General features: G+C 63.1%; 12 protein-coding genes. 11 read left to right on the top strand and 1 reads right to left on the bottom strand.

All coding sequences use genetic code 11. The features are described 5' to 3' along the window. Window positions 1-137 precede the first annotated feature (137 nt). From AB7008_RS27425 to surE, 6 genes are all read left to right on the top strand, one after another. On the top strand, window positions 138-374 hold the full coding sequence (locus tag AB7008_RS27425) for a twin-arginine translocase TatA/TatE family subunit (protein WP_028156107.1): 237 nt from the start codon (window positions 138-140) through the stop codon (window positions 372-374). A gap of 86 nt (window positions 375-460) precedes the next feature. Next, window positions 461-988, top strand: coding sequence for a Sec-independent protein translocase protein TatB (gene tatB / locus AB7008_RS27420; protein ID WP_441259815.1), 528 nt, complete (start codon window positions 461-463; stop codon window positions 986-988). Then, window positions 985-1,797 carry a twin-arginine translocase subunit TatC gene (tatC, locus tag AB7008_RS27415; RefSeq protein WP_014495053.1) on the top strand — a complete coding sequence of 271 codons (813 nt, stop codon included), beginning with the start codon at window positions 985-987 and terminating at the stop codon, window positions 1,795-1,797. The genes tatB and tatC overlap by 4 nt, the downstream gene beginning before the upstream one ends. Window positions 1,798-1,989: 192 nt before the next feature. Next, a complete protein-coding gene (gene serS, locus AB7008_RS27410) occupies window positions 1,990-3,321 on the top strand; it encodes a serine--tRNA ligase (RefSeq protein WP_248877735.1) in 1,332 nt (443 codons plus the stop codon). Between the two features lie 197 nt (window positions 3,322-3,518). Further along, window positions 3,519-3,881, top strand: a complete 363-nt coding sequence (locus AB7008_RS27405) for a hypothetical protein (RefSeq protein WP_028152467.1) — start codon at window positions 3,519-3,521, stop codon at window positions 3,879-3,881. Window positions 3,882-3,985: 104 nt separating this feature from the next. Then, window positions 3,986-4,753, top strand: coding sequence for a 5'/3'-nucleotidase SurE (gene surE / locus AB7008_RS27400; RefSeq protein ID WP_014495056.1), 768 nt, complete (start codon window positions 3,986-3,988; stop codon window positions 4,751-4,753). A 3-nt stretch (window positions 4,754-4,756) separates the two neighbouring features. Here surE and AB7008_RS27395 read toward each other — a convergent pair whose 3' ends face one another. Then, window positions 4,757-5,128 carry a response regulator gene (locus AB7008_RS27395; protein WP_028152469.1) on the bottom strand — a complete coding sequence of 124 codons (372 nt, stop codon included), beginning with the start codon at window positions 5,126-5,128 and terminating at the stop codon, window positions 4,757-4,759. Window positions 5,129-5,365: 237 nt separating this feature from the next. Between AB7008_RS27395 and AB7008_RS27390 the strand changes: the two genes are divergently transcribed. The 5 genes from AB7008_RS27390 to AB7008_RS27370 all read left to right on the top strand — a co-directional run bounded on the left by AB7008_RS27390 (window position 5,366) and on the right by AB7008_RS27370 (window position 12,664). Then, window positions 5,366-6,016, top strand: a complete 651-nt coding sequence (locus tag AB7008_RS27390; RefSeq protein ID WP_028156109.1) for a protein-L-isoaspartate(D-aspartate) O-methyltransferase — start codon at window positions 5,366-5,368, stop codon at window positions 6,014-6,016. 109 nt (window positions 6,017-6,125) lie between these two features. Beyond that, the gene (locus tag AB7008_RS27385; RefSeq protein WP_441259814.1) at window positions 6,126-7,508 is read left to right on the top strand and encodes a peptidoglycan DD-metalloendopeptidase family protein; all 1,383 of its coding nucleotides are present in this window, start codon (window positions 6,126-6,128) and stop codon (window positions 7,506-7,508) included. 401 nt (window positions 7,509-7,909) lie between these two features. Next, window positions 7,910-8,905, top strand: a complete 996-nt coding sequence (locus tag AB7008_RS27380; protein WP_441259813.1) for a formylglycine-generating enzyme family protein — start codon at window positions 7,910-7,912, stop codon at window positions 8,903-8,905. A gap of 126 nt (window positions 8,906-9,031) precedes the next feature. Next, the gene (locus tag AB7008_RS27375) at window positions 9,032-10,705 is read left to right on the top strand and encodes an arylsulfatase (RefSeq protein WP_441261251.1); all 1,674 of its coding nucleotides are present in this window, start codon (window positions 9,032-9,034) and stop codon (window positions 10,703-10,705) included. Between the two features lie 180 nt (window positions 10,706-10,885). Next, window positions 10,886-12,664 (top strand): arylsulfatase, encoded by a 1,779-nt coding sequence (locus AB7008_RS27370; RefSeq protein WP_100214021.1) that lies wholly within the window; start codon window positions 10,886-10,888, stop codon window positions 12,662-12,664.

Genomic DNA, 12,664 nt, shown 5'->3' with positions numbered 1-12,664 from the left:
CCAGTTAACACTGGCAAGATTACGTAGCGCCAACAGCGAATTGGCGCTGCCTTGGTCCTTGTTTTTGAGGCCTGCCAAGCCTAGGTTTCGGGGAAGATCGGCCGGGTCCCCGGCCATGGTGTTTGGAGGGTTGCAGGATGGGTTCGCTTAGCATTTGGCACTGGATCCTGGTGATCGCAGTCGTCCTGCTGCTGTTCGGCCGCGGCAAGATTTCGGATCTGATGGGCGACGTGGCCCAGGGCATCAAGGCCTTCAAGAAGGGCATGCAGGACGACGACAAGGTCGCCGACAAGCCCGAGCCGGCCAAGTCGATCGAGCACGCCGCCGCGCCGCCGACCGCGGCCCGGTCCGACGTCGGCAGCAAGGCCGTCTGAGTAAGCGTACGCGAGACGCGGGTGACGGCGCCGATCCTAAGCGCGAAGGATTGGGCCGGTCGCGGCTGGCGTGAACGGAAGACCTCATGTTCGACATCGGGTGGAGTGAACTGGTCCTGATCGGGGTCGTGGCCCTGGTTGCCATCGGCCCGAAAGAGCTGCCGGGCGTGCTGCGCATGGTCGGGCAGTGGATGGGCAAGGCCCGCAAGATGGCGGCCGAATTCCAGGGCCAGTTCCAGGAAGCGATGCGCGAGGCCGAAATGGCCGACCTCAAGAAGAGCTTCGACGAGGTCAAGGAAGCCGCTTCCGGCTTTGCCGGCAACAATCTGATGACCTCACTCCAGAAGGACGTCAGCGACGCACTCCGCGTCGATGCGCTGGACAAGCCGGCCGACACCGCCGTCGAAGCGACTTCAAGTGAAGCGCTGGCGATTTCAAGCGAAGCGCCGGCGACACCGACCACGCCGGAAGCGCCGACGCCCGAGACCTTCGTAGAAGCCGAGGCGCATGCGGCCGTGAACGAGCCGCTCGCGATCACCCGGGAGGTCGAGCAGGCCCAGGTCATTCAAGACACTGCGCCACCTGAGGCGATCAAGGACGTCAAAGCGTCATGAGCGACGCCGATATCGAGGCCAGCAAAGCCCCTCTGATGGACCACCTGATCGAGCTGCGGTCGCGGCTGATCAAGGCGCTGCTTGGCTTTGGCGTGGCCTTCATCTTCTGCTTCTTCTTCGCCAAGCAGATCTACAACGTGCTGGTCTGGCCGTTCGTGTGGGTCGCGGGTCCCGAGAATTCGAAGTTCATCTACACGGCGCTGCTGGAATATTTCATCACCCAGCTCAAGCTCGCGTTGTTCGGCGCCGGCTTCATCTCGTTCCCGATCGTCGCGACGCAGATCTACAAGTTCGTCGCGCCCGGGCTCTACAAGCACGAGAAGCAGGCCTTCCTGCCGTATCTGGTCGCGACCCCGTTCTTCTTCGTGCTCGGTGCCGCGCTGGTCTATTTCGTGGTGCTGCCGATGCTGGTCCGCTTCTCGCTCGGCATGCAGCAGGCCGGCAGCGACGAGACCGCGCAGATCCAGCTGCTGCCCAAGGTCGGCGAATATCTGTCGCTGATGATGTCGCTGATCTTCGCCTTCGGCATCGCCTTCCAGCTACCGGTGATCCTGACGCTGCTTGGCCGCATTGGGATCGTCACCTCGAAAATGCTGCGCGAGAAGCGCCGCTACTTCATCGTCATCGCCTTCGTCATCGCAGCCGTGCTGACGCCACCGGACGTGCTCAGCCAGTGCTCGCTCGCGATCCCGTTGCTGGCGCTCTACGAGGGCTCGATCATCGCGGTCGGGATGGTGGAGAAGAAGGCGGCGGCGTCGCAGGCCGCCACCGGGACCGACGTGTCGACACCGCCCAATCCGGCGGAGTAGGGCTAGGATTCGCTGTCATTCCCCGCGGAAGCGGGGAATCCAGTACGCCGAGGCCCCTCGGAGAATCACTGCTGTCTCTGGAATACTGGATCGCCCGCTTTCGCGGGCGATGACGCCTGTGGTAGTGGGAAGCGCGATGCAAGCTTCCGACATACCGCGTTGGCTGTTGCGCGCTGATCCAGGACCACCGCCATGCACGACATCAAATCGATCCGCGACAATCCGCAAGCCTTCGACGCAGGCCTCGCCAGGCGTGGCCTGAAGCCGTTGTCGGCGTCGCTGCTCGCGATCGACGAGAAGCGCCGGGCGGCAATCCTGGCCTCGGAGCAGGCGCAGGCGCGGCGCAATGCGGCCTCCAAGGAGATCGGCGACGCCAAGAAGGCGAAGGACGACGCGCGCGCTGCCAAGCTCATGGCGGAGGTCGCTGAGCTCAAGACCACGATGCCGCAGCTCGAAGCGGTTGCGAAAGCCGCCGACGAGGAGCTTGCCACGGCGCTGTCGGCGATCCCCAATCTGCCGCTCGGCGAAGTGCCCGACGGCGTCGACGAGCACGGCAACGTGCAACGCCATGTCTTCGGCAACCGGCGCAACTACGCGTTTGCGCCCAAACCCCATGATGATCTCGGCGGCGCGCTCGGTGACATGGATTTCGAGACGGCGGCAAAGCTCTCCGGCGCGCGCTTCGTCGTGCTGAAGAAGGGGCTGGCGCGGCTCGAACGCGCGCTCGGCCAGTTCATGCTGAATCTGCACGTCGACGAGCACGGCTATACCGAGATCAATCCGCCGCTGCTGGTCCGCAACGAGATCATGTTCGGTACGGGACAATTGCCGAAATTCGAGGACGACCAGTTCTGGGCGATCAAGGGCGAATTGCTCGCGGCACCCGATCTGGAGCGGCTGCGGACGGAGCGTCTCGGCATCATTCCGACAGCGGAGGTGGCGCTGACCAACCTCGTTCGAGAATCCATCCTCGATGAGAAGCAGCTGCCCATGCGGTTGACTGCGCTGACGCCGTGTTTTCGCGCGGAGGCGGGCGCCGCAGGGCGTGATACCCGAGGCATGATCCGCCAGCACCAGTTCACCAAGGTCGAGCTGGTGTCGATCACGACCCCGGAGACCAGCAAGGACGAGCATGAGCGGATGCTGGCATGCGCCGAGGAAGTGCTGCGCCGGCTCGATCTGCATTACCGCGTGATGACGCTGTGCACCGGAGACATGGGCTTTTCGTCGCAAAAGACCTATGACATCGAGGTCTGGATGCCCGGGCAGGGCGAGGGCGGCGCGTTCCGCGAGATCTCGAGTTGCTCGGTCTGCGGTGACTTCCAGGCCCGCCGCATGGACGCCCGCTCGCGCGGTCCGGACGGCAAGCCACGATTCGTGCATACGCTGAACGGCTCCGGCACCGCGCTCGGCCGCGCGCTGATCGCCGTGATGGAGACTTATCAACAGGAGGACGGCTCGATCGCAGTCCCCGACGTGCTCCAGCCCTATATGGGCGGGCTGAAGGTCGTCGCGCGCGAGTAGCGCGTTTTCGAGCGAAGTCGATACCGGTTCACGTCAGGAAAACACGTCAAACAAGATAAAAATCTGGACTCCCGTTCTGATTCTATCGGAACGGGAGTCCAGGGCGTGTTGCCCGGCTGTCACGCAGAAACGTTTGGTTGCGAAGATCGGGCGGCTGGTTATGCTGCCGGCCACCCGACAATGCGAACTCACTGTTCATGGCCTTGCACCGCGACATCTTCTGGGTCGGCAGACAATGGGCGGTGACAGGTGCCGGTATCCAGGCTGTCGATCAGCGTTTGCGTGGTGTGCTCGACATCGCGATCGCGCGGCTCTGGGATGATGATCTCGTGTGCAGCCGGCGGGCCAAGCCCGGCGTGAATGCTGCGGATTTCGACAAGGCGCTGACCGTGGCGCGCGAACGCTTTCCGCAGACGCCGGAGCCGGACCCGATCCTCGCGCAATTGGAGGCGCTCGGGGTGATCGAGGCTCCCGTCGTGAGCCTGGTGGTGCCGGCGATGAAGCTGCGTGCGGAAGGCAGGCTCGCACGCTTCCTGCCGCAATGGCGCATCCGCAGGTAGCAGGACCAGGCTGGGAACCCGCCGCCGGACCCAGTCGGCCGGTTTGCCTGATCGGCCTCGGCCGGATAAGACGGCTCAGACCCGCTTCAGGAACGATTTTTAATATGCGCATTCTCTGCACCAATGACGACGGCATTCACGCCCCCGGCCTCAAGGTCGTGGAGGAGATCGCGCGCGCATTGTCCGACGACGTCTGGGTCGTGGCGCCCGAGCTCGACCAGTCCGGCGTGTCGCATTCGCTCTCGCTGAACGATCCGCTGCGCCTGCGCGAGGTCGGACCAAGGCACTTCGCCGTGCGCGGCACGCCGACCGACTGCGTCATCATGGGCGCGCGCCATATCCTCGGCACCAAGCCACCGGACCTCGTCCTGTCCGGCGTCAACAAGGGCCGCAACGTCGCCGAGGACGTGGTCTATTCCGGCACCATCGCCGGCGCGCTGGAGGGCACCATCCTGGGGCTGCCGTCTTTCGCCCTGTCGCAGGAGTTCAGCGTCGAGACGCGCGAGCGCCCGCTTTGGGACACCGCGCTCAAATTTGGCCCCGACATCCTGCGCAAGGTGATCGCCGCCGGCATCCCGAAGGACACCGTCATCAACGTCAATTTCCCGGCCTGTACGCCGGAAGAGGTGCTCGGCATTCGCGTCACGCGCCAGGGCAAGCGCAATCTCGGCTTCCTCAGGATCGACGAGCGCAGGGACGGCCGCAATAATCCCTATTTCTGGATCGGCTTCGAGCGCGCCGCGATGATGGATACGCCTGCCGAAGGCACCGATCTGGCGGCGCTGCGCGAGCGCTATGTCTCCGTCACGCCGCTCCGGCTCGACCGCACCAATGAGGCGTTTTCCGAAGCGCTGAGCGCGACGCTGAAGTAATCGCTAGCCGCCGCGAAGGGCGGCTTCGATGGTCTTGCCGAGCGCGTCGAGCTGGAACGGCTTCTGCAGCGCCGGCCGGTCGCGGTACTGCTCGGGCAGGCCGGAGGAGCCGTAGCCAGTGGCGAAGATGAACGGGCAGCCCTTCGCCCTGATGACATCGGCGACCGGAGAGATGACCTTGCCGTTGACGTTGACGTCGAGGATGGCGATGTCGAACTCGGTCGCCTGGGCGAGCCGCAGGGCCTCTGTGATATCGCCGGCCTCGGCGGCCACCTTGTAGCCGAGCTCTTCGAGCATATCCGCGACCATCATCCTGATCATCACCTCGTCCTCGACGAGGAATACAGAGCGGCCCGAAGGCCCGGTCGCAGTCATAGTCGTTGAGTCCTTGCCCATTTGCGGAAAACGTTCGCAGATAACGCGAATCGACGCAATGCGCGTTTCGGCGAGCGGACACCTGAAAATGGTCTTTGCAGCCAACCCGCTGCAAGCCGATTTATGGTCCAATACCGCGTCCGAAAGGCTATCATGGGTTCCTGGGTAGGAACAGGATTCCTGCCCCGGGTCTTAACGAGACACGTGGCCCCGGACCCGACGAGACGATAAGCAGCGATGACCTCCGATCAGCACCCGCCGGAAAAGATGATGTTTCAGCTCTCGCTGAGGCGCCGGGGCATCAGCGATCAGGCGGTGCTGCGAACCATGGAGGAGGTGCCGCGCGATCTGTTCGTCGAGGAGAGCGATCGCGACGCCGCCTATCGTGACAGCGCGCTGCCGATCGCCTGCGGGCAGACTATCAGCCAGCCCTTCGTTGTCGCCTACATGACCGAGCAGTTGCAGCTCCAGAAGAAGCACCGCGTGCTCGAGATCGGCGCCGGCTCGGGCTATCAGGCCGCCGTGCTGTCGCGGCTCGCAGGCCAGGTGCTGACCGTCGAGCGCTACCGCAAGCTCGCGGAGGCGGCGCGCGCCCGGCTCGAAAAGCTCGGCTGTCACAATGTCGAGGTGATGCTCGGCGACGGCCTCAACCTGCCGGCCAATATCGGCCCGTTCGACCGCATCATCGTGACCGCCGCGATGGAGCAGCTTCCGGAGAACCTGGTCGAGCGGTTGGAGGTCGGCGGCATCCTGATCGCGCCCATCGGCCCGCACCATGGTGTGCAGACGCTGGTCCGCTTCAGCCGGACCGAAGCCGGGATCGAGCGCAAGGAACTCGTCGAGGTCCGCTTCGTGCCGGCGCTGCCCGGGGTGGCGCGGGAGCTGTAGATCTCCGGATCGGCAGTGCCGCCAACATCTTATTGGGAGGGTTAAGGCGTTATTTACTCGCGACGTGTTTACTTAAAAGACCAGTTCTGTTGCGTACGAGTGAGTAACCATGTCTATCGTCGCCGAGTTGCTTTACTCGCGCCGCGTACCGCAGATCGCGGTGCTGGCGCTGATCTCCTTCAGCTTCGCAGGGTGCAGCGCCGACATGCAGTCGCGGCTGTCCCAGTCGAATTTCTCCAACCCCTTCTCGTCTGATCAGACCGGTACGGTGCAGCAGGCACCGCCGCCGCAGCGTGAGCTGCCGCAATATTCGCGGCCGCAGACGCAGCCCGGTTATTATCAGTCGCAGCCCTTGCCGCCGCCGGCGGTCTCCGCGCCGCAATCTTACCCCGTCACTGGGGGTGGTGGCGTGTCCGGGGGCGGCCGTGGCGTCAGTTCCTACGCGCCCCCGGCGCAGCCGCATCTTGAAACCACGGCCACCGTGCCGCCGCGCTCGGTCGCGGCCGCCCAGCCGGCCGGCGGGACCAAGATCATCGTCGGCACCAGCGACACGCTCGACGTGCTCGCCAAGCGCTATCGCGTCACGCCGCAGGCGATCCTCGCCGCCAACGGCTACAAGGGCCCGCGCGCGCTCTCGCCCGGTCAGCAACTGATCATCCCACATCCGGCCACAGCCGCTGCGCCCGCACCGGCGATGGCTCCTGTCGCGGCGGCTCCCGCGATGGCGCCTGCTGCGAAGCCGGTTGCAGCTGTCGTCGCGCCGTCGAGTACACACTTCGTTAACCGCGGCGACACGCTCGCCAGCATTGCCCGCAAGAACCACATCTCGTCGGCTGAGCTGGCCCGTGCCAACGGCCTCGATCCGTCGGCCAAGCTCAAGCTCGGCACCAGGCTGACCGTGCCAGGCGCAAAGACCGCCGCCGTCGCAGCGCCGGTTGCTGCGGCCCCTGTCGCGGGGACGCTGCAGCCCGTTGCGGTCGCTCCCGCACCCGCCACCAAGATGGCCGCTGTCGCCGCACCCGTGCAAAGCGCGCGTCTGGCCCAGGCCACGACCAATGTCGAAGAGAAGGCCGCAGAGGCTCCGGCGAAAGCTGCGGAGACCATCAGCGCGCTGCCGACATTCCGCTGGCCAGTGCGTGGCAAGGTGGTCACGAGCTATGGCGCCAAGACCAATGGCAAGTCCAACGACGGCATCAATCTCGCGGTGCCCGAGGGGACGCCGGTCAAGGCGGCAGAAGACGGCGTCGTCGCCTATTCAGGCAACGAGCTCAAAGGTTACGGCAATCTGGTCCTGGTTCGGCACTCCAACGGCTACGTCACCGCATATGCCCATGCGAGTGAGCTGATGGTGAAGCGCGGCGATACCATCAAGCGCGGTCAGGTCATTGCCAAGTCGGGTCAATCCGGGGAGGTGGCGTCGCCGCAGCTCCACTTCGAGATCCGTAAGGGATCGAGTCCGGTTGACCCGCTTCAATTCCTGAATGGCGCATGAGGCGCGGGCCCACAGAGTAGGGCACGCAATCACCACGAGTATGCTGTCATCGCCCGCCTTGTGCGCATTGCGCACTGGTGCGGGCGATCCAGTATTCCAGAGGCGGCGGTCGCCGCGCCGAGAAGCTGCCTCACACCGTGGCGTATTCAGGCTTTTGTGTCCGGACAATCAATTTTCGAAAAACAACCCCATGCAAAGTAGCCGATGGCTGTCGGTGGGATGTCCTACTGTTCTGAATCTGCTTCGGTTTTGATGACGCAGCGGACATGGCAAGGCTTGCTGGCGACCCAGCGCCATCGTGAATGACCCAACCGGGAGCCTTTGATCTAGATCAATCTCGAAGAGTGGCATTCCGTTTCCGTAGCGGCGCAGGCCAATGACGCTCGGGTCCGGAGATCGGCATGAAGCTGGCTGATGCGAAATCGTCGCCTGATTCCGGACAATCGGTCCAGCATCCAGCAGGCGAGGGGATGCTGTACGTGCCGGGCGGCACGTTTCGCATGGGTTCGGATCGGCACTATCCGGAGGAAGCGCCGGTCCACCGGGTCACCGTGGATGCGTTCTGGATGGATTGCCATCCAGTGACAAACCGGCAATTCAAGGCGTTCGTCAAGACGACCGGCCACGTCACCGTTGCCGAGATTCCGCCCGATCCAAAGGACTATCCCGGAATACTCCCGCACATGGTCTATGCGGGCTCCCTGATGTTCTCTCCGCCCGCGTATCCGGTCAGTCTCCGGGACTTCAGCCAGTGGTGGACCTTTGCCAAAGGCGCGGACTGGCGGCACCCCTACGGGCCGGGCAGCGACATCCGTGGGCTGGACGATCATCCCGTCGTGCATGTGGCCTTCAGCGATGCGCTCGCCTACGCAAGATGGGCCGGCAAGGATTTGCCAACCGAAGCGGAATGGGAGTTCGCAGCGCGCGGCGGGCTGGATGGCGCCGAGTTCGCATGGGGAGATGAATTTGCGCCCGAGGGCCGTCACATGGCCAACACGTGGCAGGGCGAATTTCCACGCCAGAACACCGGGGACGACGGGTACGAACGGACATCGCCGGTTACCGCATTCCCGCCGAACGGTTACGGGCTGCACGATCTGATCGGCAACGTCTGGGAGTGGACGTCCGACTGGTACTCGCCTCGGCATGAGGCCGACGCTGCAAAAGCCTGCTGCATTCCAGAGAACCCGCGCGGCGGCCGCGAGGCCGATAGCTACGACCCCAGAACGATCAACGTCAAGATTCCACGCAAGGTCATCAAAGGCGGCTCGCATTTGTGCGCGCCGAATTACTGCCGACGCTACCGGCCGGCTGCGCGGCATGCGGAGCCGATCGATACATCCACGAGCCACCTTGGATTTCGGTGCATCAGGCGAGGTGTCTCTAACGCATCATAACGGGAGAGCGAGGCCATGTTGAATTGCATATTCAATAACAAGCCGCCGATTGCCGCAATTCCACCGTTCAAGACGTCCAGTTGCCACAAGAGGTCCTGCGCCTCGCTGCTTGGCGCGACCATGTTGATGTCACTGTCCGGGGCAGTCAGCACACCGGCGGTGGCGCAGCAACCGCCACAGAAACCCAATATCCTTTTCATCATGGGGGACGACATCGGCCTCTACCAGCCGAGCATCTACCATCGCGGCCTGATGGTCGGCGAGACGCCCAACATCGATCGCATCGGCAATGAAGGCGCGATATTCACGCATTACTATGCCGAGCAGAGCTGCACGGCCGGTCGTAACGCTTTCTTCACCGGCATGCATCCGCTGCGCACCGGCATGATTCCTCCGCAACTGCCCGGCAGCCCGTCCTACCTGCGGCCCGGCACCCCGGCGATTGCCAGATTCCTGCTCGATCTCGGCTACAACACCGGCGAGTTCGGCAAGAACCATCTCGGCGACCACACGGACGCGCTACCAACCGCGCACGGCTTCCAGGAATACTGGGGCTACCTGTACCATCTCGACGCCATGCAGGGCGTGAGCTTCCCGGACATCAACAAGACCCCCACCCAGCAGACGGTTGCCCCGCCATGCAAGAATACGCCGATCCCCGGCATTCCGGAGGTGCCGGGCGCGGTCGATCCGAAAACGGCGGTTTGCCTGACGCCTCCGCGCAACATCCTGTCGTGCAAGTCCGATGGTACAGGCAGGACTCAGCAGTGCGTCGACCAGGGCCCGCTGACGCTCGAGCGATCGAAGGGTGTCGATGAGGAAATCTCAGCCAAGGTCATCGACTTCCTCGATCGCAACGATCCGAAGAAGACGAGCAAGCCTTTCTTCGTCTGGTACAACCCTGCGCGTATGCACATCACGACCGTGCTGAACGACAAGTACGCGGCGATGGTCGGCGAGCCCGGCGGCAAGGACTGGGGCCTCAACGAGGCCGGCATGAAGCAGCTGGATGACAACATCGGCTATGTGCTGAAGAAGCTCCAGGACATGGGCCAGCTCGACAACACGATCGTGGTGTTCACGACCGACAACGGTGCCGAAACCATCACCTTTCCGGACGGCGGCACCACGCCGTTCAAGGGTGGCAAGCTGAGCACCTGGGAAGGCGGCATGCGCGCTCCGGCGCTCGTTCGCTGGCCGGGGGTCATCAAGCCCGGCACCATCAAGAACGACATCTTCGCGTCACTCGACTGGCTGCCGACGTTTGTCAACATCGGGGGCGGCGCAAAGGGAGACGAGTTGAAGAAGCGCATCGAGGCCGGCCAATATCCCGGCATCGTGAAGACAACGCTCGATGGCGTCGATCAGACCGAATACCTTTCCGGGCGTTCGGAAAAGTCGGCGCGCGATACCTTCTTCTACTATTCGGGCAAGGATCCGTCGGCGGTCCGCTACAAGAACTGGAAGATCTACTTCACGATGGTGTCTGACGCGCCGCAGGGCTTTATTTCCGGAGCGCTTCCCTATCACTGGGCCCAGGTCGTCAATATCAAGCGAGACCCGTTCGAGACCTCGATCGGTTCACAATTCAAGACACTCATCGGCGTGGGCGGCTCGATCGGCTCCCCGTCTACAGCCTACGTCTATGATTGGAACATGCTGCCCATCGGCCAGGCGCTGTGGCTGAAGGAACTCGAGACCTATATTCCATTCCCGCCGTTGCAGGACCCGGCGAGCTACAACCTCGAGCAGGTGCTGCAACAGGTCAAGCAGGCCAAAGTTGCCGGTCGCAGCGACTAGCGGCGTGCGACGAGTGTGATCCGACGAAGCGGGCGCCCCACGACGGGCGCCCGCCAACGGAATGGCAAGCAAGTGATCAAGGAGGCCGCGCCGGGCCGGTTGACACCTCCACGAGCGACGTCGGCTTCCGATGCATCAAGCGAACAGAGCCAATTGCATCAACACAGAGAGGAGCACGTCATGAGTAACAAGCTTCCGCCAGAAGAATCCCACGACGTTGCGCCGCAATCGGGCGCCGGAATGAAACGACGCGATCTGCTGCTGAGCGGCAGTTCGCTTGTCGCGGCTTCGGCGCTCTCGGCTGTCGGGCTGACAACCACAGCGCAAGCACAACAACAGGCCGCACCCGCTGCGGCCGGTCGGAGGCCGAACATCGTCGTCATCATGGGCGACGATGTCGGTTGGTTCAACATCGGCGCCTACCATCGGGGAATCATGTCGGGGAAGACACCGAACCTCGACAAGCTGGCGTCTGAAGGCATGATGTTCACGGACTATTACGCCGAAGCCAGCTGTACGGCGGGCCGGGCCAACTTCATCACCGGCGAGTTGCCGATCCGAACCGGGCTGACGACCGTGGGCCAGGCCGGTGCCGACGTCGGCATCCCGGCACAGGCGGCGACGCTTGCGACTGCCCTGAAGGCGCAAGGCTATGCCACCGGGCAGTTCGGCAAAAACCACCTCGGTGACCTCAACAAGTATCTCCCGACCCTGCATGGTTTCGATGAGTTCTTCGGATACCTGTACCACCTCGACGCGATGTCGGACCCGTATTGGTACTCGTTCCCCATCGACGAGAAATACTACAACACCTACGGCCCGCGCAGCGTGATCCACAGCTATGCCACCGACACGGAGGATTCGACCGAGATGCCGCGTTGGGGCAAAATCGGCAAGCAGAGGATCGTCGATGAAGGCCCTCTGCCGCCGTTCCCGGACATGTCGAACGTGCCGAACATGCACGACTTGCCGTTCCTGAAGCCAAAATACGACATGACGACCTTCGACGAGGTGTTGGTCAAGGCTTCCACTGACTTCATGTCCAAAGCCAAGAGGGACGGCAAGCCGTTCTTCGTCTGGCACAATACCACGCGCATGCACGTCTGGACGTTTCTCTCCAAGAAGTACAGTTCGATGCAGAACAGCCAGACGAACTACGGTCTTGAGGAAGCCGGCATGACGCAGATGGATGACAGCATCGGCGCACTGATGAAGCATCTCGACGACATCGGCGAGGCCAACAACACCATCTTGATCTTCACGACCGACAACGGCGCGGAAGTATTCACGTGGCCGGATGGCGGCATGACGCCATTCAAGAACACCAAGGGCACCGTCGGGGAAGGCGGCTTCCGCGTACCTTGCATTATCCGGTGGCCAGGCCAGATCAAGCCGGGCACGGTCGAGAACGGAATCTTCTCCGGCCTCGATTGGTTCCCCACCCTGATGGCCGCGGCGGGCAACCCTGACATCACCACTCAGTTGCTGAGGGGCGTGAAGCTCGGCGAGCGGACCTACAAGAATCATCTCGATGGCTACAACCAGATGGATCTCCTTACCGGCAAGGGACCATCCAAACGCCAGGAGATTTTTTACTTCGGCGGCCCGCATCTGGGCGCGGTTCGCTTGGACGATATGAAGTTTACGTTCTTCGTGCAGCCTTGGGGTTGGCCGGGTGAAAAAGTCACCACGGACATGCCGCTCCTGACCAATCTCAGACAGGATCCATTCGAGAGGTTGTCGATCATGCGTGGCGAGTCGCTGAACACCGGGTCCCCTGGCTACATGAACGAGTTCTTCGCCCGTGAGTTCTGGCGCTTCGTCCTGGTGCAGCAATATGTCGAGAAGCTCGCGTTGACGGCGGTCGACTATCCGCCGATGCAGGACCCGGCTTCCTTCAACCTCGATGCAGTCAAAAAGAAGATCGATGAGATGATCAAGCACCGCGAGGGCCAGTAA

The sequence above is a fragment of the Bradyrhizobium sp. 521_C7_N1_3 genome (assembly GCF_052075975.1).
Classification (GTDB): Bacteria; Pseudomonadota; Alphaproteobacteria; order Rhizobiales; family Xanthobacteraceae; genus Bradyrhizobium; species Bradyrhizobium japonicum.
This window is presented reverse-complemented; position numbering and strand designations above follow the sequence as displayed.

What these genes read in the sequence shown, in the direction of transcription:
- tatC (WP_014495053.1), top strand. Translation starts at nt 985, where the DNA reads ATGAGCGACGCCGATATCGAGGCCAGCAAAGCCCCTCTGATGGACCAC.
- surE (WP_014495056.1), top strand. Translation starts at nt 3,986, where the DNA reads ATGCGCATTCTCTGCACCAATGACGACGGCATTCACGCCCCCGGCCTC.
- serS (WP_248877735.1), top strand. Translation starts at nt 1,990, where the DNA reads ATGCACGACATCAAATCGATCCGCGACAATCCGCAAGCCTTCGACGCA.
- AB7008_RS27370 (WP_100214021.1), top strand. Translation starts at nt 10,886, where the DNA reads ATGAGTAACAAGCTTCCGCCAGAAGAATCCCACGACGTTGCGCCGCAA.
- AB7008_RS27390 (WP_028156109.1), top strand. Translation starts at nt 5,366, where the DNA reads ATGACCTCCGATCAGCACCCGCCGGAAAAGATGATGTTTCAGCTCTCG.
- AB7008_RS27405 (WP_028152467.1), top strand. Translation starts at nt 3,519, where the DNA reads ATGGCCTTGCACCGCGACATCTTCTGGGTCGGCAGACAATGGGCGGTG.
- AB7008_RS27385 (WP_441259814.1), top strand. Translation starts at nt 6,126, where the DNA reads ATGTCTATCGTCGCCGAGTTGCTTTACTCGCGCCGCGTACCGCAGATC.
- AB7008_RS27375 (WP_441261251.1), top strand. Translation starts at nt 9,032, where the DNA reads ATGTCACTGTCCGGGGCAGTCAGCACACCGGCGGTGGCGCAGCAACCG.
- AB7008_RS27425 (WP_028156107.1), top strand. Translation starts at nt 138, where the DNA reads ATGGGTTCGCTTAGCATTTGGCACTGGATCCTGGTGATCGCAGTCGTC.
- AB7008_RS27380 (WP_441259813.1), top strand. Translation starts at nt 7,910, where the DNA reads ATGAAGCTGGCTGATGCGAAATCGTCGCCTGATTCCGGACAATCGGTC.
- AB7008_RS27395 (WP_028152469.1), bottom strand. Translation starts at nt 5,128, where the DNA reads ATGACTGCGACCGGGCCTTCGGGCCGCTCTGTATTCCTCGTCGAGGAC.
- tatB (WP_441259815.1), top strand. Translation starts at nt 461, where the DNA reads ATGTTCGACATCGGGTGGAGTGAACTGGTCCTGATCGGGGTCGTGGCC.